The following is a 25,144-nucleotide window of genomic DNA, read 5'->3' as shown; positions in this document are numbered from 1 at the left end:
GCAAATGCAAACTGAGCATTTAATATGGCATATTAAGGAGGAGAAATTATTTAGCGATCGCCCAATTCAAATAGAAAGATATAAAGATAACAAAATTACTGCACGTGGTCAGGGTAACGCCGCAGAAATTAATTTAAAAACTCAAATTGCGACTCTCAAACCACAGGCAAAATTAGAGTTAATAGATCCACCAATGCAAATTACTAGTAACTCTATAACCTGGAATATTAACAAAGAAAATATTACCACAAATTCTCCTATTCGCATATTTCAAACTGCTGAGAATGTGACTGTCACCGCTAATCAGGGAAAAATGAAAATACCAGAAAACACGGTGTATCTCACTGGTAATGTTAATGCGGTTGGAAAACGTAGTCAGTCTTTAAAATCAAATCAACTGACTTGGTATTTAGATAAAAAATTGTTAGAAGCTCAAGGAAATATAATTTATCGTCAAATTGAACCAAAATTAACTTTTCAAGGGGAAACAGCCGTCGGTAATTTAGAAACAGAAAATATTGTTGTTAAAGGTGGTAATTCGTCCAAAAGCAGAGTAGTCACAGAAATTATCCCCCAGGAAGGTAGGTAGGGGGTAGGGGAGTTGGGGGGTGGGGGAGTGGGGGGAGTGGGGGAGTTGGGGGAGTTGGGGGAGTAGGGGGAGTGGGGGGAGTTGGGGGAGTGGGGGGAGTGGGGGAAGTAAGGGGAGTAGGGGGAGTAGGGGAGAAATTTCATTCTTCATTCTTCATTCTTCATTCTTCATTCTTCATTCTTCATTCTTCATTCTTCATTCTTCATTCTTCATTCTTCATTCTTCATTCTTCATTCTTCATTCTTCATTCTTCTGAACTCGTGACTGGGCGCAGGCCCTGCGCCCCTACCTCCTGAACTCCTGAACTGCTGACTCCTTCCCCCCTATGATTGGTTGTATAAAACTTTATTGCGATTATCTGCACCAAGATTTGGTAAAGAATTATCTAATCGAGGTGTGACAGTATCGGGAATGTCAGTAGATACTTCTAATTCTTTTTCTAAAGTCTGGAGAAGTTTATCTTGTTGAACCCGAAAAGCTGATACATTGCCACCACGATTAATGATTGTAAACCAGACCAAACCGCGATCGCGTGTGGGGACAACTCCAGCTAAAGCACTAACATCATTGAGAGTACCAGTTTTCATTACCGTTGCTTTGGGCATATGTCGAGAATGGATCGTGCCTCTATGATCTAGTCCAGAGGTAGGAAATAAATCAGCTAAATTTAACTGATAAAAACTAGCTTCCCGTTGTAATGCCATAAACATAGCACAAACCCCCCTGGGAGAAATTCGATTTTCCTTCCCTAAACCAGAACCATTAATCAAGAGAATTTCTGACTTTGGGAATCTAGCCAGTTGGGATGCTGTGGTGCTAACTACATCTGCACCTCCCACAGAATTGGCTAACATTTCCGCAATATCGTTATTACTGAAAACGTTCATTTCCTTAATGATTTTTTGCAAAGGTAAGGAAAGATGACGTACCAGTAAAGTTTGCCCAACTTTAGGTTGAGGGTCTACTTTAATATTACCAGCAATAATCACTTGGGGTTTAGGTGTTCCTTTGGGCATAATTGAGTATTGGAAAACCACAGAACGCGACCAAGTTTGGTGATTTAGTGCTTGTTTGAGTAATTGACCGGCAAGCAGGGGATGACGTTGGAAATTCATGGCAAAAGCCCCAGTAATTACCAGATTTCCCTTAACTTGCTTAATACCTATTTTATTCAGAGTATTTCCCAGAGCGATCGCTTCCTCCCCCACAAACATAGGATCACCACTACCAGTAATCACTAAATCACCCTGCACCACCCCATTTACTAAAGGTCCAGTGCTACTAACTAAAGTCTCAAATTGGTGATCTGGTCCCCAAGCTTTCAAAGCCACCAATGAAGTAGCAACCTTAGTTAAAGAAGCAGCGGGTAAAGGTATAGTACCTTGATGATTAGCCATCAGCATTGGTCCCGACTGTAACCAAATCCCCTGAGAGGACATGAGATTTTGGTCAATTAATTTTGACGTAATTAACCCATTAAGATATTCGTGAACCGTAATAGCGCCTGCTGGGCTTGGATCAGGGACAAGAATCAAATTAGAACTACCTTGCCAAGCCAACACACTCAAAGCTTCTAACGGTTGAATCTGCGCCTTAGCCACTTCTAGCCAGATAGAAAACAAACCTGATCCTAATAATTCCAGCATATTCAAATTCCTTTATTCGTTAATTGGTAAGAGTTTTCTTTAATTTCGTAAGCGTAAACTATATTCAATACCTTGTCTATTTTCTGTAGTTTGGGTTAAGCGACAGCGCAACCCAGCGCATTTGTTGGGTTTCATATTTTTTAGGGACTTCCAAATAAAAAAATACTCAACCACCTAACGCAAAAATCTCTCAAACCCTTATTCCTCTGTGTCCTCTGCGCCTCTGTGGTTCGTTAATCAGGATAATTTATTTCTTGGAAGTCCCTTAAGCTGATATCCAACCTACAAATCAAGGCTTTTTCCAATTTGGACAAGGTATTGATACAGCGGTTTCCGCTCTTATGAGGTACATCTTAGCCCCCTCATCACACCCCCCTCAATCCCCCCGCAGCGGAGGGAAGAAAAGGATAAGCTTTTGATACTGGAGGGGGTGGGGGGTGGGGTTCTTGTACCTGATAACATCGGGAAGTGCTGTATTCTGAAACTATTTTTAACTTTTAATTCCCTCTTTTCCTAGCAACTTATACTAATATACGAGCCTGATTATATTTATCAGTATTGTTGACACTCCCCTGGCTAAAGACGATTATAAAAAAGATTAAATCTGGGAAAGTGATAGCGTCAGTGCTGACTTGTCAGTTTGGTAAATGAACAATTTTAACGCTTATTCCTTGCACCTAATTCACCTTCTATCCCCATCAAATCATTAACTTGTAACAGTTTTATGTTTATATGGTTAACACCACGCTACGCTATCAGCAAGCCCTACATAATATTTCCCATAGTGCAAGTCTGTGGAATGGTGCGTTACGCTGTCGCTAACACACCCTACTTTTTGACTTTTGCAGTTTATTTAATTCACATTCCTAATTAATAAATTGGATAGGTTAAGTAGGTGAACACAATAAAACCAAACTGTGTAAAGAAACGTAAAATCGCCCAAACCCTCTTCACTCTTGCCTCTTGCCTCTTGCCTTTTGCCTTGCCATAACGACAATTTTCAACGCCAACCTACTTACTTCCTTTCTGGATGTGCCAATTCCTCTGGAGTGGGAACACCCACCTGATTAATTACTCCAATCATTTGATATAAACGCCCTAAATCTCGTTGATTAAAATTTAAAACTAACCGGGGTAAACTAGATGTTTCATCTTGTTCCTCCTGCGGTAATGCTTGGCTTTTAACAATTTTACCTGTCAGCAAAATATCACAAAAATGAGTATTAAGTAATTCCACTTGAGCATCGGATAAATCTTCTTTTAACCGGATCACCAACTGATCACCAACATAACGACTAGAGTGATAAATTCGGTAAAATCCAGTAATGGCATTACAAGCAACTTCAAGATTATCTGTAACAGTGTACAAACTCGGATCATCTGCACTAACAAGCCCTGTTTTTACCAATTTCTCATCAATATATTGACTCCAAGAACGCCAATAATCGCCTCCTGGTTGATCAATTAACACCAAAGGAACTGGACCAAATTTACCTGTTTGGCTCAATGTCATACATTCAAAAGCCTCATCTTGAGTGCCAAAACCACCAGGAAACAAAGCCACAGCATCACTTTCTTTCAGAAGAAATAACTTGCGAGTGAAAAAGTATTTAAAATTAATTAGTTTAGCATCACCTTCAATAATTGGGTTAGCTTGTTGCTCAAAAGGTAACTGAATATTTAAACCAAAGGAATTTTCCCTACCAGCACCTTCTTGACCAGCTTGCATAATCCCACCACCACCACCTGTCATAATCATAAATCCTAGCGCGGAAACAGCCCGACTAAATTGCAGAGCCATTTGATATGCTGGTGTATCTGGTGCTAGACGCGCTGAACCAAAAATAGTAATTTTCCGCACATGGCGGTAGTTATAAAATAATTGGAAACCACATTCCATATCTGCTAAAGCGGCAGATAATATTTTCCAATCGAGACGCTCAATATCACTATCAGCAAGACGCAAAATTGTGGTGAGTGATTGCTGAATAAATTGCCTATGTTTTAGTGTCGGTAAACGGTCTATGAGTTCAGCAATATCTGCTTGGAGAGAATCTAATGAAGAAAAGGACGCTTCAGAAGTCATACTTACTGCCGCAATAATGGCATTATATTTTAACGAAAGTTGCTAATACAGTAAAGCGCAAATCAACCAACAATAAAAATCCAGTTCCCTCCCCTTTATAAGGGGAGGGTTAGGGAGGGGTAAAACATTTGATACAGCAATCATGACTTTTCAAACATTTGGAGATAATTTTTAACTTTTGTAATAGGCTGCTTTTGGTGCATTTAATTTGGGTTACACCTATCACTGAGTGTTATATCAGATATTTGGAGAAAAACGAAAAAAGTGTTCGTTCCGCACTTCGTACCGCTGCGCTAACATCGACCAACATTGCTGATTTCGCTATGCTCAATTTTGCTCGTTGGTCAATTCTTCACTTACGCGTATTGTATTCATCTCATCACCTCCCTATCGGGTAGGTGAGAGGCTTCTACTGTTTAAGCTAAGTTTATTGTCTATTCAGCTTAAAGATACTTTTCCAAAGTGTTAGCTAAAGTGGTTTTAGGTACAGCACCGACCACCATATCTACTTTTTGTCCATCTTTGAAAATCATTAATGTAGGAATACTGCGAATACCATACTGACTAGCAATCTGAGGATTTTCATCAGTATTAACTTTCACAACTTTTAATTGATCTCCATACTGAGTGGCGATTTCGTCCACAACAGGGGCTACCATGCGGCATGGACCACACCAAGGAGCCCAAAAGTCAACTAATACGGGAACTTCGCTGTCGAGGACTTCTTGCTTAAACGTAGAATCTGTAACTTGTTCTGCTGCTGACATACCTAAAAACCTTTACATAAGATATTTCCGAGGTTGGTGAAAATTCTACCATAGCAAAAACATCCTATTAAGGATAAAGGATATACATTTGCCAGGAAACTAGAAAACTAATCCCTACCATAAGGAACCGCCCGAACATTAGTCCGGGCGGAGTGTGGTGTGAGGAGTGAACGGAAACTTTTGTCTCCGCCATCTCTATTGTAGGCTAGATATGTGATTTTTCCAGTCATTCTCAAAGTTGTTGTCAATTGTCAGTTGTCAATGGTCAGTTGTCAGCAGAAAACCCTTAACGATGCCCAATGCCCAATGCCCAATCCCCAGTCCCCAATCCCCAATCCCCAGTCCCCAGTCCCCAATCCCTTATTTACCCATACCTAACTGTTGGGCTTTTTGGTAAACCTTACCTTCTGTTAACAAAGAAGGAGCAATGACAACTTCAACCTGCTGCATTTCCTTAATGTTTTTAGCCCCTAAAGTTCCCATACTCGTCTTTAAAGCTCCTAAAAGATTATGAGTACCATCATCCAAACCAGCCGGTCCTCTGAGTATTTGTTCTAGAGTTCCAGTTGTACCCACGCGAATGCGAGTCCCACGAGGTAAGACTGGGCTAGGAGTTGCCATACCCCAGTGATAACCACGCCCAGGGGCTTGGGCGGCTCTGGCAAATGGAGAACCAATCATAACAGCGTCAGCACCGCAGGCAATACATTTACAGATGTCTCCTCCGGTGATTAAACCACCGTCAGCGATGATGGGGATATATTTACCGGTTTCCCGATAATAATCGTCTCTAGCGGCTGTACAATCGGCGATCGCAGTGGCTTGAGGTACGCCCACGCCCAACACTCCACGAGAAGTACAAGCAGCACCGGGTCCAATACCTACCAATACCGCTGCTGCACCAGCTTTCATCAACTCTAAGGTGACTTGATATGTAACGCAATTTCCCAAAGCCACAGGGATAGCCATAGAACTGCAAAACTCCGCTAAATTAAGGGGAGTAATAGCTTCTGGAGATATATGATCGGTAGAGACTACTGTAGCTTGGATAAAAAATAGATCTGCTCCAGCTTTAGTTACGACTTCGCCATATTTGCTTGCACCTGCTGGAGTTGCGCTAACTGCCGCAATACCGCCTTGTTGTTTAATTTCCTGAATACGTTTTTCAATTAATTCCGGCTTTATTGGTTCAGCATATAGTTCTTGCATCAGGCTGACAAATTCATCTTTGCCGACGGAGGCAATCCGATCTAAAATCGGTTCGGGGTCGGCATAGCGAGTTTGGACACCCTCTAAATTAATTACGCCCAATGCTCCCAACTGGGACAAGCGAACAGCCATTTGTACATCAACCACACCATCCATTGCACTGGCAATAATGGGGATTTCTCGCTCAATATTGCCGATTTGCCACTTGGTATCAGCTAAACTCGGATCGAGAGTTCTGTTACCAGGGACTAAAGCAATTTCGTCAATTCCATAGGCTCGACGCGCCACTTTTCCCCGCCCAAGTTGAATTTCCACGCTTTAACTTTTCTCAAAACTGTTTAAGCTAGGGTATCAAATTGTGGTGATATTGGGAATTGGGAACAATTGAAAATTTTTGATTTTTAATTCGGTTCTGATGTTCTAGGGTTTATTTTTATTGGCATAATTAGCACCTGTATAACCTGTGGCTACCCAAATAACGGCCCTAGCACCATCCCGAAGAGATTTTTCAATCGGTTCTGGTGAATTTTCTGAAGGAACTGATAGGGGTTTAAAATTCATGCCTCGACTACCTAAAACAATTTCACCAACGATGCAAGCACGACGCATATGAAAGTCAGATGTAATTAAATAAACACTTTTGATGCCACGAGATTGCAATTCATCCACTGTAGTAGTAAAATTAGTAACTGTGTCTACAGCTTCATAGTCTAAATTTAAACGTTGGGGATCAACTCCAGCATTAGCAAATATTTTTTTAGTATGCTGCGGCGGACTGCCTCCAGAAATCCAAATAGGTATATTGGGATACTGACGAGCTAATTTGGCTGTAAACTTTTCTCTTTCTAGTAAGCGAGTAGAACCGCCTAAAACTAATATTGCTTGTGGTTGTACAAATTGGTTTTGTACTGCCTTGCACCCCCACCAGATGAATAAGGGGAGAAGACAAGCCATAACCCTCACAGATTTCCCTGTCAAAAGTAGCTTATTCAAGGCTCTATAGGTATGTCTATTCGGACTAGAGTTTTCTTTAAAAATCAGCACAATAACGCACAGGGATGATGGTTAGTATAAGTTTTTGCGAACTATGTCTAGAAAAAAGTTGTAACGTTGCGATCATAGTAAGTAGGTGAACACAATAAAACCAAACTGTGTAAAGAAATGTAAAATCGCCCAAACCCTCTTCACTCTTGCCTCTTGCCTCTTGCCTTTTGCCTTGCCATAACGACAATTTTCAACGCTCACCTACTTAACTGAATCTACATTGCTGTAATTTCTGCCATATCCTAAACTATCTGAGAAAATTAATCAAAGGTGTCTCACCATTCATTGACAACATAATTTTTAGGTTTACTATAAGACTTAACACGCCTAAGAATTTTAATTAGTGCAACTGCTTGCTATATGTGACAATGATTTATTTATTTTCACAAACATAATTTTCAATTCTTAATGAATACAATCAGGAAAGAATACATAAATCTTTATATTTACCTTCGAGGCGATCGCTTTTGCTAGTAATATTAAGGAATATGAATTAAATAAAGTGCAAAAGTAGGGTGTGTTAGCGACAGCGTAACGCACCATTTCAGGTTAAGTCAGAATTGCAGGTTATTAAATTTGCGTTCCTAAGGGACTTCCAGGAAATAAATTATCCCAATAAATAAATGAAAAAACGAACCACAGAGGCACAGAGAACACAGAGAGAGAAGAAATAGGGAGGGTTTTTGCGTTAGTTTTGGGACATTTTTTTATTTGGAAGTCTCTAAGTGGCTAGTACCGCAGGGCGGAAGTCAAAAGTCAAAAGTCAAAAGTCAAAACTAATATACAGTAAGCTTTTTGGCGATTGAATATGGTTGCTTTATTTACGCCGTGATGTACTAGTTAGAGACTTCCAAGAAATAAATTATCCTAAGAAACGAACCACAGAGGCACAGAGTACACAGAGAGAGAATTTCTGCATCAGTTTTGGGACATTTTTTTATTTGGAAGTCTCTTAGAGGGTGTTTGAAAAGTTATGGTTGATGTATCAAATATTTTTTACCCCACCCTAACCCTCCCCTTGTAAAGGGGAGGGAACTGGATTTTTATTGTTTCCCCCCTTTACAAGGGGAAAGGGGGGTAGCAATGTGATGAAAATTACGGAATACCACTTTTCAAACATCCTCTAAGGGACTTCCAGGAAATAAATTATCCCAATAAATAAATGAACAAACGAACCACAGAGGCACAGAGTACACAGAGAGAGAAGAAATAGGGAGGGTTTTTGCGTTAGTTTTGGGACATTTTTTTATTTGGAAGTCTCTAAGTGGCTAGTACCGCAGGGCGGAAGTCAAAAGTCAAAAGTCAAAACTAATATACAGTAAGCTTTTTGGCGATTGAATATGGTTGCTTTATTTACGCCGTGATGTACTAGTTAGAGACTTCCAAGAAATAAATTATCCTAAGAAACGAACCACAGAGGCACAGAGTACACAGAGAGAGAATTTCTGCATCAGTTTTGGGACATTTTTTTATTTGGAAGTCTCTTAGAGGGTGTTTGAAAAGTTATGGTTGATGTATCAAATATTTTTTACCCCACCCTAACCCTCCCCTTGTAAAGGGGAGGGAACTGGATTTTTATTGTTTCCCCCCTTTACAAGGGGAAAGGGGGGTAGCAATGTGATGAAAATTACGGAATAACACTTTTCAAACATCCTCTTAGGTAAATTGTCAGAAATGGCTATAGCTTGCGTGACGACGGAGGAGTGATACGCCATGCTTCGCTATCAGGATGTGCAGGATTAAAGGATGTACAGGATCAAAACAAAGATTTTATGAGCCATTGGCGGAAATTATCATGATAGAATTTGTAGGTGGTTGAGTCAGAAATAGTTTCTATTTGCAAGAACTCTAACCAATTTTCTAATAATTCTTCAATATCATATTCATCAGTATTTAGGAAATTGGCAATATCTGTAACTGATATGGGTTGTGTTGTCTGGGATAAAACTTGCAACACTGCTAGGGGAAAATCTTGATATTGAGAACCCAGCATTTTTTCTAAATGTTGTTGGTAATAGGTTTCTAATGGTGGTGGAAATGATGTTCCTATTTGGGAAGGTTGGGGATAAAAATTATTAGTAATAGCAGCTAAAATTTGGCTGATATACAGAAAATTATTTTCGCTGCGGTTGGTTAAGTTAGTTATAAATTCTGCTTCATTTATTTGGTGGGTATTTAACCAGGATTTGATTGACCTCTCCCCCAACCCCTCTCCTGCGAGGAGAGGGGAGTTAGACAAGTTTTTTTCCTCTATTTCTGTAATAGGAGAAGGGGAGTTAGAAGCATCTTGTTCCCCCATTCCCTCGTAGGGAAGGGGGGTGAGGGGGGTTAGGTTTCTCCGAATATAATTTTGAATATCTCGTTTATTTTCCTGTGGATAATCTTCTAAATGCAAACTTTGCACCGGTGCTTCTATTAATAAACCAGAATTATCTGATAAAAACGGACGACGGGTAAGGAGAAAATAAATCCCTTGGGGAATGTAGCGAGGAAGATAAAAAATATTTGTTCCTGGTGGTTGTAATTGGGAATTAATGCAATTTAAACTATCAATAGCAATAATTAATTTTTGATTTGGTTGATTTGATTGTAGATGGTCGCTGATTTGTTGGAGAAGCAAGGATAAAAACCAACTCCCTTCTGTAGCGTTGTCGGGAAGAACCCCCCTCATTCCCCCCGTAAACAGGGGGATGTTTTTCTCCCTCCCTGCACCCCCCTCAGTCCCCCCGCTACGGGGGGAAGAAGAGGATAAACTTTGAATATTGGAGGGTTGGGGAGGGGTGATATCTAATAATTGCTGACAAACAAATTTCAGAAATTCTTCAGCGTGATTTTTCCCCTCTAGTTCTGCGTTGTAATAAATTACCTGGCGATTTTCTGGGGGATTGTTTTGATTAATATATTGAGCAATAATTGCACTTTTACCGCTACCGGGTAGACCGATAATTGTGAAATAACCCCGATTGTAACGATTGAGAAAATTATTAATCGCAGTAAACACGAAATCACGACCCAGAAAATTCGCGCTTTTTTGGTGAATTATTGCTGCAAATTCTTGGTGATTAACTATGGAATTATTCATAGTTGGTGGTCTGGGTGATAAACTCATAATTTCATGCTCCCGGATTTTCCCACTTTAAAAAATGCACCATTCCCCCAGCGTCACCCGCAACAATTTTTAACCCATCTGGCGCAACCGCACAGGAATGAAAGTGACTATCACCACTGAAAGCAGCTATTTCCTCCCCTGTCTCTAAATTCCACACCTTCACAGTATTGTCCCTAGAACCAGAAATCACCCGTTTTCCGTCTGCTGTCACTGCTACTGCTAGTACCGAACTACTATGACCTGAGAGGGTCAACTGTTCCTCCCCAGTCTCTAAATTCCACACCTTCACAGTATTGTCCGAAGAACCAGAAATCACCCGTTTTCCGTCTGCTGTCACTGCTACTGCTTGTACCCAACCACTATGACCTGAGAGGGTCAACTGTTCCTCCCTTGTCTCTAAATTCCACACCTTCACAGTACCTGAGTTCGATGTAAATAAAAAGTCTAAAAGTACGTAACAGCAACAGTTCTGTCAATAAGTATTGGTTATTGAGAATTAAAGCCCACGCCAAAAAGTTCTCAAAAAATTAATTTTTTGAAATGTATTTACTATTAGGTAATATTGATATTTAATTGGTAATTAAGCTAATAAAACTGGTAAGGTTTCAATTTCATTTTCATCAAATCTTAAAGAAGGTTTTTTAGGTTGCCAAGTATAAGCTATTATTGCAGCAACAACATTAACCATGAAATTAGTAACACTTCGATGTCGAGAATGAGCAAGTTGTGAAATATTTTTGAGTTGGTCATTAACAGTTTCAATTAAAGAGCGTTTTCGGAGCATTAATTTCTCCTCCAGGGACAAGAGCTTATTCCGCATATTTTTCTTGAAAGGAGTGATTAATTTGAGTCCATTAGACCAAAGTTCAAGCCAGAGTTTTTGAGAAATATATCCTTTGTCTCCAAATATTTTCCCAAATAAGTTCTTAGTCAAAGTGGGAACAGGTTTTCGGTCATCTGTATTTCCAGGAGTAATTTGAAACGCAAGTAACTCTCCTTGATCATTAATAATCAAATGAAGTTTAAACCCAAAATACCAACAAATAGAACTTTTCCCCCAGCCAGCTAAATCTTTAAAGACCTTATTTGTCTTGGCTCTTTTAGAATGACAAATGGGAATAGAGGTACTATCAATAAAACTTATACCTGTATTGAGTCCTTTTCGTGTATTCAGATAATACATCAAGGGAATTAAAGCATTTGGCATTAATTCAACAAATCTTTGATAACTCACTAAATTGGGAAATTCACCTTGGCAATATTTGAAGATATGTTTCAGGTAATAATCTTTAAAATTGCGGTAACTAGAGCGATGAAAATACACAATTATTGTCATAATTTCACTTAGACATAATCGGCTGGGTCTAATTCTTTTTTTTATTTGGGATGGGATAAGTTGAGCTTGAAATATTGGCTCAAAATAGGTACAAAAATCATCAATTTCACAGAAAATAGTTTCTAATTCCATGAGTTATAATCATTAATTTTCTTTAATTAAACCTCTTCTATTGTCCCTAATCTGAGGTACTTTGAGTTTGTATTCAAATAGTATTCGTAATATAAATTTAGATTTTGTTATGAAAATTTACTTAAATCTAGGCTGGTTTCCTATTAATTCTCAATAATTAAGGCTTATTGAGAATATAGGCTCTTTCCAGAAAAGCCTCTAACCCTTTTGAATACTCATTTTTAGCTGGTTTTCTTACATCGAACTCAGGTTCACAGTATTGTCAAATGAACCAGAAATCACCCGTTTTCCGTCTGCTGTCACTGCTACTGTGTTTACCGAATCACTATGACCTGAGAGAGTGAACTGTTCCTCCCTTGTCTCTAAATTCCACACCTTCACAGTATTGTCAAATGAACCAGAAATCACCCGTTTTCCGTCTGCTGTCACTGCTACTGTGTTTACCGAATCACTATGACCTGAGAGAGTGAACTGTTCCTCCCTTGTCTCTAAATTCCACACCTTCACAGTATTGTCAACTGAACCAGAAATCACCCGTTTTCCGTCTGCTGTCACTGCTACTGTGTTTACCGAATCACTATGACCTGAGAGAGTGAACTGTTCCTCCCTTGTCTCTAAATTCCACACCTTCACAGTATTGTCAAATGAACCAGAAATCACCCGTTTTCCGTCTGCTGTCACTGCTACTGTGTTTACCGAATCACTATGACCTGAGAGAGTGAACTGTTCCTCCCTTGTCTCTAAATTCCACACCTTCACAGTATTGTCAACTGAACCAGAAATCACCCGTTTTCCGTCTGCTGTCACTGCTACTGTGTTTACCGAATCACTATGACCTGAGAGAGTGAACTGTTCCTCCCTTGTCTCTAAATTCCACACCTTCACAGTATTGTCAACTGAACCAGAAATCACCCGTTTTCCATCTGCTGTCACTGCTACTGCTTGTACCGAATCACTATGACCTGAGAGGGTCAACTGTTCCTCCCCAGTCTCTAAATTCCACACCTTCACAGTATTGTCCCAAGAACCAGAAATCACCCGTTTTCCATCTGCTGTCACTGCTACTGCTTGTACCGAATCACTATGACCTGAGAGGGTCAACTGTTCCTCCCCTGTCTCTAAATTCCACACCTTCACAGTATTGTCAACTGAACCAGAAATCACCCGTTTTCCGTCTGCTGTCACTGCTACTGCTTGTACAAAACTACTATGACCTGAGAGGGTGAACAGTTCCTCTCCTGTCTCTAAATTCCACACTTTCACAGTTTCGTCCCAAGAACCAGAAATCACCCGTTTTCCGTCTGCTGTCACTGCTACTGCTTGTACCCAATGACTATGACCTGAGAGGGTCAACTGTTCCTCCCCAGTCTCTAAATTCCACACCTTCACAGTATTGTCCCAAGAACCAGAAATCACCCGTTTTCCATCTGCTGTCACTGCTACTGCTTGTACCGAATCACTATGACCTGAGAGGGTCAACTGTTCCTCCCCTGTCTCTAAATTCCACACCTTCACAGTATTGTCAACTGAACCAGAAATCACCCGTTTTCCGTCTGCTGTCACTGCTACTGCTTGTACAAAACTACTATGACCTGTGAGGGTGCGGAGTAACCTTCCTCCTGCTTGGGTGAGACTGGGGGTGAGGGGACGCAACCAAGGGTGAGGGTGAGTTTTTTGTGCTTGGGTTAATAGGGTTTGCATTGCTGGGGTCTTAATGGTTTGTAACCTTCCCCATAATTGACTTACTAATTGTTGTTTATCCTGGGTGAGAATATGTGCAGACAGTCGCAAAGCACTTTGAATATATTTTAAGGTTTTGCTTTGGTCTGGGTGGGTTGCGGTTTGGGTAGCATCTAATAAATCATAATCTTCAATTAATGCTTGGATACCAAATTCAGGATGATTGATTTTAGCGGATATGAATTGATAATCTGTGAGGGTTTGGAAATATTTGGTTAAGTTACCGGAGTTTACCAAATTATAAGGAAATTTACCCAAATAAGCTTTTTGGGAATAGGATTTATCTGATAATGATTTTTTGTTAGTTGCTGGCATAAGATTTTTGATAAAAATTAATATCTGTAGGTTGGGTTGACGTAAGGAAACCCAACATTAAATTGGGTGTGTGGTTGTGCTTCGCTAACTACAATCTCAATTTCTCCTTTTGAATCAATATGTTATGTTGGGTTGCGCTTCGCTTAACCCAACCTTGTATCTTAGAGGTATGTTAGAAGAAGTGGTAGACCGTCCCAACCTGGGTCAGAAAAGACCGCTTTGTAGCAAGGATCACCACAACAATCTCCATGACAGAACTCGAACAGTCGCCTGGGGTAAAAACTATGAACAAAGACATAGATAATATAGCCCGTATCGTGCAAGGATGAGTGAAATCAAGGGGATGAATAAAAACAAAACAAATTAAAAAGAAGTAATTGAAATTGGAGAGTTAAAAATGGATTATATCTCCCAATGGGTAGGCATTGACGTAAGTAAAGCAACACTTGATGTTTATATCCGTCCAATGGGTAAAGCATTTCAATTTGCTAATACTGAAACAGAAATAGCTAATCTAGTTAAGCAACTTCAATCTAACGATTTAAACCTAATCGTACTGGAAGCAACAGGAGGACTAGAAACAGAATTAATCATTCAATTGCAAGCGGCTCTTTTACCAGTAGCATTAATCAATCCTCGTCAGGGAAGAGACTTTGCTAAAGCTACAGGTAAGTTAGCCAAAACCGATGCCATTGATGCACAGATTTTGGCGCATTTCGGTGAAGCAATGAAACCGGAGGTGTTAGCATTTTGATTGTGAAATGTCACGTCAATTAGGCGAATTAATTAGTCGCCGAAGACAATTAGTAGAAATGTCTACAGCGGAAAAGAATCGCCGTGACCGCGCTCGTGGTAAAGCTTTGACAGATATTGAATCCCATATTGATTATCTTGAGCAACATCTTCAACAACTCAATCAAGAAATTGAGACGTTGACCCAAAATAATCAACAATGGATTGATAAAGTCAATCTACTCAAAACTACTCCTGGCATTGGTCAAGTAATTTCTACCACTTTAGTTTCTGACTTACCAGAATTAGGTCAATTAACTGCCAAACAAATCTCTCGCTTAGTTGGTGTTGCACCAATTAATCATGATAGTGGTCAGCACAAAGGTAAGCGCATGATTAATGGTGGTCGCGCCCATGTTCGTGCCATTCTTTATATGGGTGCTGTTGTTGCCATGCGTCATAATCCTGTTATCAAAACTTTTTATGAGCGCTTGGTTGAACGTGGTAAACCCAAAAAATTGGCCATTACTGCTTGCGTTCATAAAATGTTAGTTATTTTAAATGCGATGATTCGAGATCATCTTCCTTGGTCTATTTCTCAAGACTCACAACCAATTTCTGCATAAAGTTCTACTGTCGTTTTTATACCTCCAATCTAGTTTGGTAATTTATGGCAATCTATAATTTACCTGTTTTGTTCTGTTCTGTTTTTCTCCTCTATTTTCTGACTTTTTTCCTAGACTTTAAATTTTTCCTTAACGATCGCTTGACAATCAAGACAGTCGCTACGGAAATCGTAAAATTTTATTATCATCCCTGTATCCTCTCCCAATAATCAACAATGCGCTGATTTACGTCTTCAAATAATTTGCGAGTTGGTTTAAATTCTTTTTTGGCTTTCAAGAAGTCTAAGAAACTAGCATGATAGATGCTATAACAAATATCTTCATCTATGGTTTGCGGTTTCAAATATTCAATCCATTCATTTAAAATATCATCCACATCACATTCATCTTCATTAACGATATCAAACATCATCTCACCGGATATTGGTGTACCAATTTCCACTAAAATAAACAGAATCATTACTTTCATTTTTTTAGATGAATCATTCATTCTCATCCGTTCCCAATGAGTTTGATAATAATTTTGTAAACCTTGGGGTAATTGGGTTAAATTCAAATCATTATATTTACCCTCTGCTATTGCTGGTAAAACATAACGCAGGTACATAAAATTATTTTCGCTCTTGGTTGCTAATTCATTTACAAAAGCGTTATCGGTGATATTTTTAGTTTTTATCCAAGTTTGTAATCCGTCTTTGTGTTCTGGATCATTGTTTAAACAGAAGCGAATATACTCTTGAATATCATGCTGATTTTCTTGGTTATATTTAGGATCAGTTAAATTTAAAGATTCTTTTTTCAATCCTTCAGTATAGAGTCGTTCTTTAGTTGCTTCATAACGTCGTCTAGTTAGGAAGAAATAAACATTATCTGGTAGGGTTTTCGGTAAATATAAAATATTTTCTCCTCCTGGTTCTTGCTTGACTTCATCCAGTGCATCAACGACAATGATTAATTTTTCATTAGTGGTTATTTTTTCAGTAACTTTTACCAGTAATGTTGATAAATCATCCTTGTCAACATTTGTTAATTGATAGCGGTTAATGAGTTGTTGACGAATGCTTTCCAGAAATAATTCAGGACTATTACGATTTTCTTGTAAGTTGTTGAAATAACAAATTGTTTTATGTTCAAAAACGTATTTTGCAGCGATGGTACTTTTACCCATTCCCGCATCACCGATAACTGTAAAATAGCCTTTTTTATTGGTGTTGATGAAGTTTTTAAAGGCATCAAATACAAATTTGCGACCGCAGAATGATTTGATTTTTTCTGTAATTAATGATTGAAATTCTGGTGGATAGTCATATTTTTGATTCTCATGATTTTTCCAGTCTATTAAACCTCTATCACGTAAAACTTCCGCAGGTGTCCTCGTGCGTTTGGCTACGCTAACAAAAACTTGATAAAATTCTTCAAATTCTTGACGAATATTAATATTTTCTAATTCTCTTATTTCATCTCCCAAAATATTCCAATCTAGAAAATGTTCTATTTCTGGAGTAAAAATCAAGGGATGATCGGCGTTAAAATCTTTCCAGAAAGCTTTTTGAATTTCTTTTTCTCTAAAAAGTTTCAGTAATGGCTCAGGCTTATATACTCCATATTCTATTAAAGCATAAACGTAAACGCTAATAGTATCACCTGGCGGTTGGATCGGATTAAGCCCAAATTGCTGTTTAATTCTAATTACAGTTTCACTCCGTTGTGTTTGCTTAATAGCCAGGGTAGCAGTAGCAGGAGCAATTTTAGCGATCGCACTAATTACTGGGTTAATATCCATTTTAGCGATAATATGACAGAAATTCATACCTATACTCCATCCTAACGGTAGATGGCAAGATTTAGCTAACACAATATTTATTATTTTTATCTCGTTCCCAGTCAGAGACCTGGGAATGAATAAGATAAGGCTCTGGCTTCAATGAGATAAGATGGAGGCAGAGCCTCGTCAACTGCATTCCTAGTCAGAGACTAGGAACGAGATAAACGAGATAAAGATTTATTATTTTCAGTTATTATTTGGTATATACCCTATAAAATTATGTGTTCCCCGCACTGTCATGGAAAATCAACTGGGATTTTTGCTGAAGCTGCTATTATTTTCGACTTTGCTATCGGTATTAATTAAATATGCTGCTCCGTTTTTAGGGATTCCAGCAACGGTGACAAATGTGTTAATTATGATTTTATCACCAACTATAATTATGGCCACTGTTCTCCTGTGGCGAATACCAAGACAAAAGCAAAATTAACAGAAAAAATATAGTCCGTGTTGCTAAAATCAGCTAACCTAACTGCATTGTCATCAAAAGGCATTTTACCAAGCTGGGAGTCTTGCTTGTGAATCTTGGTCAATGGATAGGCTTAATTGCCTTAGTTATATCTTTATATGTATTGTGGCAACTTCGTGATGTTCTGCTACTAATATTTGCGGCGGTTGTTTTAGCGACGACTTTAAATCGTCTCGCCCGGCGCTTTCAAAGTTTAGGAATAAAACGAGGATTATCAGTTTTATTAGCTGTAGGGATTTTCTTTGCAGGTGTTGTCTGTTTTTTCTGGTTAATCGTACCACCTTTTATCCAGCAATTTCATGAACTCACTTATCGAGTTCCCCAAGGATTTGGGCGGTTTAATAGTTGGATTGATGTCCAAAGAAGTCATATTCCTGTACAATTATTGCCTTATATACCGGATCTTAATAGTTTAATTGAACAAGCTCAACCACTATTTAATCGCCTATTAGGTAACTCTTTTGCTTTTGTTTCTGGATCTTTAGAAGTTGTTCTCAAAATTCTATTAGTCCTGGTGTTAACAGGAATGTTTTTAGTTAATCCTGATGCTTATCAAAAAGTATTTATTCGCATATTTCCCTCCTTTTATCGGCGGCGGGTAGGGGGGATTGTACAGGAATGTGAAGTTTCTTTAGGAGGATGGGTGACTGGTGCTTCTATTGGTGTTTTGGTGGTAGGGCTGATGAGTTTGGTGGGTTTATCAATTTTAGGAGTGAAGGCTGCACTAGCTTTGGGCGTGTTAGCGGGATTTATGAATTTAATTCCTAATTTGGGTCCGACTATGAGTGTAGTCCCAGCAATGGCGATCGCTCTTTTGGATAATCCCTGGAAAGCTGTTGCTGTGTTTATTCTCTACTTTATTATTCAACAGACTGAGAGCAATTTTATCACACCTGTAGTCATGGCACATCAAGTGTCTTTACTACCAGCAGTTACTTTAATTTCTCAGTTATTTTTTGTGACATTTTTTGGATTTTTAGGATTATTTTTAGCACTTCCTCTGACGGTTGTTGCCAAAATTTGGGTACAAGAAGTATTAATTAAAGATGTGTTAGATAATTGGAATAATAATGAAGAAGATCATCCAGAATTAACTATAGTTGAGGAATATTCGGATATCAATGATCAGGTGTAAAAGTTGAGACTCCTGACTGGGCGCAGACCCTGCGCCCCTACTTAGGTGAATCTTGCTGTATCAACCAAAACCAGGAATTAACCGCTTTAAGGCGCGACCAGCGACATCACTATAACGTAATTCTCCACAGAGGATTTTACCCATGATTTGAGCGCCAGAGGGGCGTTTGACACCGACCTTGTAGCCAACACCAGGGAAGCGATAGAATGCCCCTGCTAGTTTTTGCGCCCAAGCCATATCATTTCCCCATTGTTCGTTAATGGCATTGGTATAGTTTTCGAGGGCGTGAATATCACCATTTAAAGCATCGTGAATAAATCCTGCGGCAAGAACGGCGCTAAAAATGGAGGGACGAATACCTTCGGCGGTAAAGGGATCAACTAGACAGGCTGCTTCTCCAGCTAAAACTGCATTTTGGGTATGGAGTTTTTGGTTTCCATCCCAAATACATAGAGGATGACCGTATTGTTTACTAGTTTTGATATCTAAATTAAAAGATTTGGCATATTCATCTAAAATTTTCTTAAAGTCTTGGGGTTCGCCACCCATAAAAGTGCCGACTCCGATAGAATGACAGTCAGTTTTGGGGAAGTTCCAGATATAGCCGTTTTTGACCAAGCCAAACTCAAAGTGAATTGTGGTTTTTTTCTCGACAATTGCCGGAATTTCTGCTTCTAATGCTCCGGCTAATCGGCGTTTGCGTTCTTTAAAACCTAGCCATTTAGCCATAGAACCTTTTGCACCATCAGCGGCGATGAGATAACGACCAGCGACTATCCCTGTGGTGGTGGTAACTTGCCAAGCATCGTTTTTAAATTCTATTCCTCTAACTTCTGTTTTGTCTCGTAGTTCAGCCCCTTGATTTTGAGCTTGTTGGATCAGGAAATGATCAAAAATATCCCGCCGCACCATCCAAACGGGTTCTTTGGTATCAATTTTTGCTTCTACAGGATCGCCTAATTGCCAGGTAAAGCGCAAAGAGTCAGCTTTGGTAGAGATAGCAGGACTAAAGTCAAAGTCGAACCATTGAGCTACGCTAGGTGACACGCCACCGCCACAGGGCTTATATCTGGGTAGGGATTCTTTTTCTAAGACTAAGACCGACCGCCCCTTCTTCGCTAGATGATATGCGGCTGTTCCACCGGCAGGTCCGGCACCGACAATTATACAATCGTACATAATGACTAATTTTTTGCGTTCTATTTTAACTTAGTTGATTTTTCAGTAGACATCTCCAGAAAAGAATGTAGAGACGTTCCATGGAACGTCTCTACAAGGGTTCTAGGACACGCATATTTAATTTCTGGAGATGTCCAGTATATATAAGGGGTGATGATTTTTTTATTAATTTTTAGTAAATGGAGATTGGGAATTGGGAATTGGTGATTGGTGATTGGTGATTAGTAAAATTCTTACCTGTCACCTGTCACCTGTCACCTGTCACCTTACACAGTGGTGATCTCTTTTTCCTTTTCTGCAAACAAGTGGTCTATTTTTTCTGTGTGCTTGTTGGTCAGTTTTTGGAGTTTGTCTTGCTGATCTCGTGATTCATCTTCGGAGATTTCCGCACTTTTTTCCTGTTTGCGAATGGACTCGATAGCATCTCGGCGGATATTGCGAATTGCTACACGACCTTCTTCGGCATACTTAGCCGCAAGTTTAACAAATTCTTTCCGGCGATCGCTGGTGAGTGGGGGAATATTCAACCGAATCACAACGCCGTCGTTACTGGGAGTTAAGCCCACGTCAGACAGAGAGATAGCTTTTTCAATGATATTTAAGCTGCCCTTATCGTAGGGCTGAATCAGGATGGTTGAAGAGTCTGGCGTGCTAATGTTTGCCAGAGATTTCAAAGATGTTGGTGTACCGTAATACTCCACTTGGACTTTATCTAATAAACTCGCATTGGCGCGACCGGTACGAATTGTATTAAAAGCCCGTTGAGTAGACTCAACGGTTTTTTGCATCGTACTTTCAGCTTCAGCTAATTTCACAAGAACCTCCCACAAGAGTGCCAATAGATTCTCCCATGACTGCCCGGTGGATGTTACCTCGCACCGTGAGGTCAAATACTAAAATGGGGAGATTATTTTCTTTACATAGAGCAATTGCGGTACTATCCATAACTCGCAAATCTTTAGCCAAAACGTGGGCGTAGGTAAGGGTGGTAAAACGCTTGGCATCAGGATAAAGTTTGGGGTCAGCATCGTAAATGCCGTCTACTTTAGTAGCTTTGAAAATCACTTCTGCTTCAATTTCTGCCGCTCTTAAGGCCGCAGTGGTATCTGTAGTAAAGAAGGGATTCCCTGAACCTGCGCCAAAAATTACCACCCGTCCTTTTTCAAGATGACGGATGGCACGACGGCGAATATATGGTTCTGCTAGTTCTTGCATAGCAATGGCGGTTTGCACCCTTGTCTGAATTCCCATTCGTTCTAGAGAATCTTGCAGGGTCATGGCATTCATTACCGTAGCAATCATGCCGATATAGTCAGCGGTTGCCCGATCCATACCTGCTGATGCTGCTTTAATGCCTCGAAAAATATTGCCACCGCCAACCACGATAGCCACCTGTACACCAGTGGCTATCACCTCTCCTATTTCCTTGGCTATTTCCTCAACCACTTCTGGGTCAATGCCATAGCCTAAGTTGCCCATTAAGGCTTCACCGCTCAGTTTAAGTAAAACCCGTCGGTAATTCGTTCCCATGAAGTTCCGCTTTATCAAAAAAGTTGCAATTGCCTCCAATTTAAGATAGCAGTAGAGTGACTATCTGTGTCTATTTAGGTTGTCCGCCATTTGCATAAAGTCCCAATTTGTTCGGTTTGGTCTGGCTGTATTTGCTGATTTTGCCATCACTCGAACATATCTTGGGGTAATTTAGCGATCGCACTTCGGCTCTTGCGTTGTTTTTATGGTAATTGAGGATTGATTATAACAAAACCCTTACGGGGCAAGGGTTATAAACAATTATGACCATATTTTCAATGAAATGCCTACACAATAAGGCTTTCAATGGTTTTGAACCAGGTTTTCCATAAAAAGAACCGAAGAACCCGCATTTCTTAAATAATCTACTTCCTGGGCTGATGCTGCTTGTGGGTGATCATCTGTAACTGCTCAATAATCCGGGGTTAATCGTTCAAGGACAAGCCCCAAATGGCGTAAAATCTTTCCTGAACAGGTAAGTAATTGGACAAAAATATTTAAGTAATGGGACAGAATTAATTACACAATTGATTTTTCTGTTCCCTGTTCCCTGCGATGCACTGAGCTTGTCGAAGTGTTTCCTGTTCCCTCTCTCAACGAGTGAATTTAATTTTGTCCGACTACTTACAGTCATTGCGAGCGAAGGGAAGCAATCACAACCGTTGGAATTGCTTCATTTCACTTCGTTCTATATGGCTAACGCCACGCTTACGCAATGACATTGTGTAATTAATTTTGTCTCACTACTTAGTCCGTCCCCATTTATTGAGCGGTTACATAATTTTTATTTAAAGCCTTAATATTAAATTAACAAAAAACTGCATTTATCATGACAGATTCTCCGAAAACTTGGACTTGGCAAGATTTTCCTATTTGTTACCAAACTCAAGGGAATACAGGACCCGCTGTAATTCTGATACATGGATTTGGTGCATCCTGGGGACACTGGCGCAAAAATATTCCAGCTTTAGCCGCAAATTGCCGAGTTTATGCAATTGATTTAATTGGTTTTGGGGGTTCAGCTAAACCCAAACCAGGAGAAATTACCTATACCTTAGAAACTTGGGGACAACAAGTAGCAGATTTTTGTCGGGAAGTGGTGGGTGAACCTGCATTTTTGGTAGGTAATTCTATTGGTTGTATTGTCGCTATGCAAGCGGCGGTAATTAACCCGGATATGGCTTTGGGAACTGCTTTGCTTAACTGTTCTTTGCGGTTATTACATGATCGTAAACGTCCAAGCTTACCTTGGATTAAGCGATTTGGTACACCAATTTTACAAAACTTTCTAGCAATTAAACCAGTAGGTAATTTCTTTTTTAATCGTCTAGCTCAACCACCAACAGTTAAAAATATTCTTTTACAAGCCTATGCTAACGGAGAAACGGTAACAGATGAGTTAGTAGATATTTTAATGACACCGGCAAAAGATCCTGGGGCTGCGGCTGTATTTTTAGCTTTTACGGCTTATTCCAGTGGTCCTTTAGCGGAAGACTTATTACCTATAATATCTTGTCCAGTAATTATTTTATGGGGAACGGCTGACCCTTGGGAACCTATTAATTTAGGTAGAGAGTTAGCCAATTTCCCCCAAGTTCAAAAGTTTATTCATTTAGAAGGTGTGGGACATTGTCCTCAAGATGAAGCACCTGAATTAGTAAATCCAATTTTACTTGATTGGATTGGTGAACTACTAGTACCGTAGGGCGGAATTAAAAATCAACCATTAAAAATAAAAAAAGCTGATTACACAAGCTTTTCAGAAATTTTTAATGGTTGATTGCCCGGCGGCACTAGTACAGAAAAAAAGCAAATTCAGAGAAATTAACTTTAAACTATTAAGACTGATTTTGTGGACTAGGCTAACTTACCACCATCCGTGGCGACGATGACCACGCCAGCCACCACCCCAGCCACCATGCCGGCCACCACGCCGGCCACCACGCCAGCCACCATGACCACCAGATAGAAGTTGCTGTTCTTCTACGGATAGTTCTACAACTAAATCAGATGGGATATTTTGAGATGGAATATTTTGGTTTGACATAATAATTGTTGAACTCAATTAATTTTTTGCTAGGTTTTGTACAACCATGTTTACTTTTATAAAGATATTTCTGATCAATTTAATGATTCTATGGTTAGAAATATTAGTTGATAACTTATATCATTTGATGCAAATAAATCAACTTATTATATAACTAGAGATAGACTCATGCAATTTTATTTAAAGCCTGATGATAAAAAAGGAAAGAGGAGAAAATTAAGCCAGAATTTTGGCATAAGATACTGCTAATATTTGATATCAAGCAATCTATCTGAAAATTTCTCCTCACCCTATAATTACAAAATTGAAACCCTAAGACTATCAAAAATAGTCCAGTTAGATATTTTGCTTATTTAGGAAGAGTATGCATTACCACGCTAGTCATTACGCTCAGGATAGCTATCTTCTCTGGAATAGGGTGTAGGTTGATCATATTGTGGATAGTCTCTGCCACATTTTTTAGGTTTACAACAACAGGGAGGGGGTGACTGGTAACATCCCCCAGATAAAAGTTGTTGTTCTTCTGCTGATAATTCTACAAGCAACGTAGATTTATTATCTTGATTTAACATTATAAGCCTCACTTAGTTGAATTATTTCCGGTTTTAATTTGCTGACAACTTCACTATAAAATCAGATTTCATGTTTTTATTCAACATGATTATTAGCCTCAATTTATGAATAAGTGAATGTTGCCTATACTTCTTTTATAACTATTAATAATTAGAAAAAAATGCCCCCTTAGTCATAGGTTTATATAGCTTAAATTAGTCTTGAGTTATAGTTCTATCTAGACAAAATATAGCAATCTAGTTTGGTTCTCAAAAAACTACTTAGGCTGCGTTGGCGACAGAGTAACATACCTGATAATACTTAATTTTGATTTGCAACCAAAATTATATTGAGAAACTTTTCTTGTGGTGCGGGCATCTTGCCTGCTAATAATACAAGGACAGGCAAGATGCCTATCCCACAAAATTGAATCATCTTTTTTGTGGAGTTATCTTAATCTATTTTGTCAAAGGAAGTTATGGAGAAAATCTGGTAATCAGTTACTCAATTTATCACCGCTAGAACTAATTGTTAAGTAGGTGGGCGGAGGAAAATCAAAATATATTTCGTTTTTTGAAATGGCTAAAACTCAACGACAATAACCCATTGAGGTGAATTTACATATCGTTACACATTTTGGTTATTTCACATCCACCTACTTAGCAATCCAAATGTGAAAGAAAGTGCTATGGTTATTTGGGATAATTTATATTTAGTAGTTTGTGAAGTAGAATCACCTGAAGCGAGAGTTAAATCATTTTTGCCCTCAGTTTCCAGATCGGTTTTTTGGAAGAATAATTTACCATCAGCGAATAAACCTAACATGGGTAAAATTTGCCCACCGACAAGAGATTCTTGTTCTGTATCATCAAGATATCTAAATAATTGATGGTGATTTAATTGAGTATTTTTCAGCATATTATTACTCCTTAGATAAGCAACTAACTAGGTGAACACAATAAAACCAATCTGTGTAAAGAAAAGTAAAATCGCCCAAACCCTCTTCACTCTTGCCTCTTGCATGAGTGCCTCTTGCCTTGCCATAACGACAATTTTCAATGCTAACCTACTTAGTT

At 39.2% G+C, this 25,144-nt stretch carries 22 protein-coding genes and 1 pseudogene; 6 read left to right on the top strand and 17 right to left on the bottom strand.

All coding sequences use genetic code 11. The features are described 5' to 3' along the window. Nucleotides 1–589, top strand: a 589-nt coding sequence (gene lptC / locus HEQ36_RS22145; RefSeq protein ID WP_290708462.1) for an LPS export ABC transporter periplasmic protein LptC, incomplete at its 5' end; no start/stop codon positions are given. Between the two features lie 323 nt (nt 590–912). Here the strand turns inward: lptC and HEQ36_RS22140 are convergent. Then, entirely contained in the window at nt 913–2,235 is a 1,323-nt protein-coding gene (locus tag HEQ36_RS22140; protein ID WP_053537905.1) for a D-alanyl-D-alanine carboxypeptidase, read from the bottom strand. A 724-nt stretch (nt 2,236–2,959) separates the two neighbouring features. Here HEQ36_RS22140 and HEQ36_RS22135 point away from each other — a divergent pair. Beyond that, entirely contained in the window at nt 2,960–3,109 is a 150-nt protein-coding gene (locus tag HEQ36_RS22135; RefSeq protein WP_199924369.1) for a hypothetical protein, read from the top strand. Nucleotides 3,110–3,250: 141 nt separating this feature from the next. Here the strand turns inward: HEQ36_RS22135 and HEQ36_RS22130 are convergent, their stop codons facing one another. The 9 genes from HEQ36_RS22130 to HEQ36_RS22090 form a co-directional block, all read right to left on the bottom strand. Continuing rightward, nucleotides 3,251–4,321, bottom strand: a complete 1,071-nt coding sequence (locus HEQ36_RS22130; RefSeq protein WP_053537906.1) for an LOG family protein — start codon at nt 4,319–4,321, stop codon at nt 3,251–3,253. 443 nt (nt 4,322–4,764) lie between these two features. Next, nucleotides 4,765–5,088 (bottom strand): thioredoxin, encoded by a 324-nt coding sequence (gene trxA / locus HEQ36_RS22125; protein ID WP_027403318.1) that lies wholly within the window; start codon nt 5,086–5,088, stop codon nt 4,765–4,767. 107 nt (nt 5,089–5,195) lie between these two features. Further along, nucleotides 5,196–5,336 carry a hypothetical protein gene (locus HEQ36_RS22120; RefSeq protein WP_290708460.1) on the bottom strand — a complete coding sequence of 47 codons (141 nt, stop codon included), beginning with the start codon at nt 5,334–5,336 and terminating at the stop codon, nt 5,196–5,198. A 112-nt stretch (nt 5,337–5,448) separates the two neighbouring features. Continuing rightward, the gene (locus HEQ36_RS22115) at nt 5,449–6,612 is read right to left on the bottom strand and encodes a GuaB3 family IMP dehydrogenase-related protein (RefSeq protein WP_053537907.1); all 1,164 of its coding nucleotides are present in this window, start codon (nt 6,610–6,612) and stop codon (nt 5,449–5,451) included. A gap of 105 nt (nt 6,613–6,717) precedes the next feature. After that, nucleotides 6,718–7,251: a YdcF family protein gene (locus HEQ36_RS22110; RefSeq protein ID WP_039205153.1), complete on the bottom strand. Its 534-nt coding sequence runs from the start codon at nt 7,249–7,251 to the stop codon at nt 6,718–6,720. 1,846 nt (nt 7,252–9,097) lie between these two features. Beyond that, nucleotides 9,098–10,450, bottom strand: a complete 1,353-nt coding sequence (locus tag HEQ36_RS22105; protein WP_168635747.1) for an ATP-binding protein — start codon at nt 10,448–10,450, stop codon at nt 9,098–9,100. A 4-nt stretch (nt 10,451–10,454) separates the two neighbouring features. After that, nucleotides 10,455–10,859 (bottom strand): hypothetical protein, encoded by a 405-nt coding sequence (locus HEQ36_RS22100; protein WP_290708457.1) that lies wholly within the window; start codon nt 10,857–10,859, stop codon nt 10,455–10,457. A 171-nt stretch (nt 10,860–11,030) separates the two neighbouring features. Further along, nucleotides 11,031–11,918, bottom strand: coding sequence for an IS982 family transposase (locus HEQ36_RS22095; protein WP_168634808.1), 888 nt, complete (start codon nt 11,916–11,918; stop codon nt 11,031–11,033). A gap of 234 nt (nt 11,919–12,152) precedes the next feature. Beyond that, nucleotides 12,153–13,973: a WD40 repeat domain-containing protein gene (locus tag HEQ36_RS22090; RefSeq protein ID WP_290708456.1), complete on the bottom strand. Its 1,821-nt coding sequence runs from the start codon at nt 13,971–13,973 to the stop codon at nt 12,153–12,155. A gap of 397 nt (nt 13,974–14,370) precedes the next feature. Between HEQ36_RS22090 and HEQ36_RS22085 the strand changes: the two are divergent. Next, nucleotides 14,371–15,331: pseudogene (locus HEQ36_RS22085) on the top strand (IS110 family transposase). Nucleotides 15,332–15,515: 184 nt separating this feature from the next. Here HEQ36_RS22085 and HEQ36_RS22080 read toward each other — a convergent pair. Then, complete coding sequence (locus HEQ36_RS22080) at nt 15,516–17,186, bottom strand: NACHT domain protein (RefSeq protein WP_325064597.1); 1,671 nt, start codon at nt 17,184–17,186, stop codon at nt 15,516–15,518. A gap of 208 nt (nt 17,187–17,394) precedes the next feature. On the opposite strand from HEQ36_RS22080, the gene HEQ36_RS22075 reads away from it, so the two are divergent. Together HEQ36_RS22075 and HEQ36_RS22070 are read left to right on the top strand one after the other, a co-directional pair. Then, entirely contained in the window at nt 17,395–17,586 is a 192-nt protein-coding gene (locus HEQ36_RS22075; RefSeq protein WP_168635745.1) for a hypothetical protein, read from the top strand. Between the two features lie 88 nt (nt 17,587–17,674). Continuing rightward, entirely contained in the window at nt 17,675–18,760 is a 1,086-nt protein-coding gene (locus HEQ36_RS22070) for an AI-2E family transporter (RefSeq protein ID WP_168635744.1), read from the top strand. Nucleotides 18,761–18,820: 60 nt separating this feature from the next. On the opposite strand, the gene HEQ36_RS22065 is transcribed toward HEQ36_RS22070, so the two are convergent. The 3 genes from HEQ36_RS22065 to pyrH form a co-directional block, all read right to left on the bottom strand. Beyond that, on the bottom strand, nt 18,821–19,939 hold the full coding sequence (locus HEQ36_RS22065; RefSeq protein ID WP_053537912.1) for a geranylgeranyl reductase family protein: 1,119 nt from the start codon (nt 19,937–19,939) through the stop codon (nt 18,821–18,823). 266 nt (nt 19,940–20,205) lie between these two features. Next, a complete protein-coding gene (gene frr / locus HEQ36_RS22060; RefSeq protein WP_053537913.1) occupies nt 20,206–20,754 on the bottom strand; it encodes a ribosome recycling factor in 549 nt (182 codons plus the stop codon). Next, nucleotides 20,741–21,469 carry a UMP kinase gene (gene pyrH, locus HEQ36_RS22055; protein WP_027403325.1) on the bottom strand — a complete coding sequence of 243 codons (729 nt, stop codon included), beginning with the start codon at nt 21,467–21,469 and terminating at the stop codon, nt 20,741–20,743. Before pyrH ends, frr begins: the two co-directional genes overlap by 14 nt. 829 nt (nt 21,470–22,298) lie before the next feature. On the opposite strand from pyrH, the gene HEQ36_RS22050 reads away from it, so the two are divergent. Continuing rightward, the gene (locus HEQ36_RS22050) at nt 22,299–23,174 is read left to right on the top strand and encodes an alpha/beta fold hydrolase (RefSeq protein WP_168635743.1); all 876 of its coding nucleotides are present in this window, start codon (nt 22,299–22,301) and stop codon (nt 23,172–23,174) included. 162 nt (nt 23,175–23,336) lie between these two features. Here HEQ36_RS22050 and HEQ36_RS22045 read toward each other — a convergent pair whose 3' ends face one another. From HEQ36_RS22045 to HEQ36_RS22035, 3 genes are all read right to left on the bottom strand, one after another. After that, nucleotides 23,337–23,516 carry a hypothetical protein gene (locus tag HEQ36_RS22045; protein WP_053537915.1) on the bottom strand — a complete coding sequence of 60 codons (180 nt, stop codon included), beginning with the start codon at nt 23,514–23,516 and terminating at the stop codon, nt 23,337–23,339. A 377-nt stretch (nt 23,517–23,893) separates the two neighbouring features. Beyond that, nucleotides 23,894–24,088, bottom strand: coding sequence for a hypothetical protein (locus HEQ36_RS22040; protein WP_053537916.1), 195 nt, complete (start codon nt 24,086–24,088; stop codon nt 23,894–23,896). Nucleotides 24,089–24,713: 625 nt separating this feature from the next. Then, nucleotides 24,714–24,986, bottom strand: coding sequence for a hypothetical protein (locus HEQ36_RS22035; protein ID WP_168635742.1), 273 nt, complete (start codon nt 24,984–24,986; stop codon nt 24,714–24,716). Nucleotides 24,987–25,144 lie beyond the last annotated feature (158 nt).

It is taken from the genome of Anabaena sp. 54, from assembly GCF_017355725.1.
Classification (GTDB): domain Bacteria; phylum Cyanobacteriota; class Cyanobacteriia; order Cyanobacteriales; family Nostocaceae; genus Dolichospermum; species Dolichospermum heterosporum.
The sequence above is the reverse complement of the archived record's forward strand: the minus strand, read 5'-3'. Positions and strand labels throughout refer to the sequence as shown.

Excerpts from the sequence above, each read along its gene's own strand:
- HEQ36_RS22040 (WP_053537916.1), bottom strand. The coding sequence starts at position 24,088 with ATGTTAAATCAAGATAATAAATCTACGTTGCTTGTAGAATTATCAGCA.
- HEQ36_RS22105 (WP_168635747.1), bottom strand. The coding sequence starts at position 10,450 with ATGAGTTTATCACCCAGACCACCAACTATGAATAATTCCATAGTTAAT.
- trxA (WP_027403318.1), bottom strand. The coding sequence starts at position 5,088 with ATGTCAGCAGCAGAACAAGTTACAGATTCTACGTTTAAGCAAGAAGTC.
- HEQ36_RS22075 (WP_168635745.1), top strand. The coding sequence starts at position 17,395 with ATGGAAAATCAACTGGGATTTTTGCTGAAGCTGCTATTATTTTCGACT.
- HEQ36_RS22090 (WP_290708456.1), bottom strand. The coding sequence starts at position 13,973 with ATGCCAGCAACTAACAAAAAATCATTATCAGATAAATCCTATTCCCAA.
- HEQ36_RS22050 (WP_168635743.1), top strand. The coding sequence starts at position 22,299 with ATGACAGATTCTCCGAAAACTTGGACTTGGCAAGATTTTCCTATTTGT.
- HEQ36_RS22065 (WP_053537912.1), bottom strand. The coding sequence starts at position 19,939 with ATGTACGATTGTATAATTGTCGGTGCCGGACCTGCCGGTGGAACAGCC.
- pyrH (WP_027403325.1), bottom strand. The coding sequence starts at position 21,469 with ATGGGAACGAATTACCGACGGGTTTTACTTAAACTGAGCGGTGAAGCC.
- HEQ36_RS22095 (WP_168634808.1), bottom strand. The coding sequence starts at position 11,918 with ATGGAATTAGAAACTATTTTCTGTGAAATTGATGATTTTTGTACCTAT.
- HEQ36_RS22045 (WP_053537915.1), bottom strand. The coding sequence starts at position 23,516 with ATGTCAAACCAAAATATTCCATCTCAAAATATCCCATCTGATTTAGTT.
- HEQ36_RS22140 (WP_053537905.1), bottom strand. The coding sequence starts at position 2,235 with ATGCTGGAATTATTAGGATCAGGTTTGTTTTCTATCTGGCTAGAAGTG.
- HEQ36_RS22035 (WP_168635742.1), bottom strand. The coding sequence starts at position 24,986 with ATGCTGAAAAATACTCAATTAAATCACCATCAATTATTTAGATATCTT.
- HEQ36_RS22110 (WP_039205153.1), bottom strand. The coding sequence starts at position 7,251 with ATGGCTTGTCTTCTCCCCTTATTCATCTGGTGGGGGTGCAAGGCAGTA.
- HEQ36_RS22130 (WP_053537906.1), bottom strand. The coding sequence starts at position 4,321 with ATGACTTCTGAAGCGTCCTTTTCTTCATTAGATTCTCTCCAAGCAGAT.
- HEQ36_RS22135 (WP_199924369.1), top strand. The coding sequence starts at position 2,960 with ATGTTTATATGGTTAACACCACGCTACGCTATCAGCAAGCCCTACATA.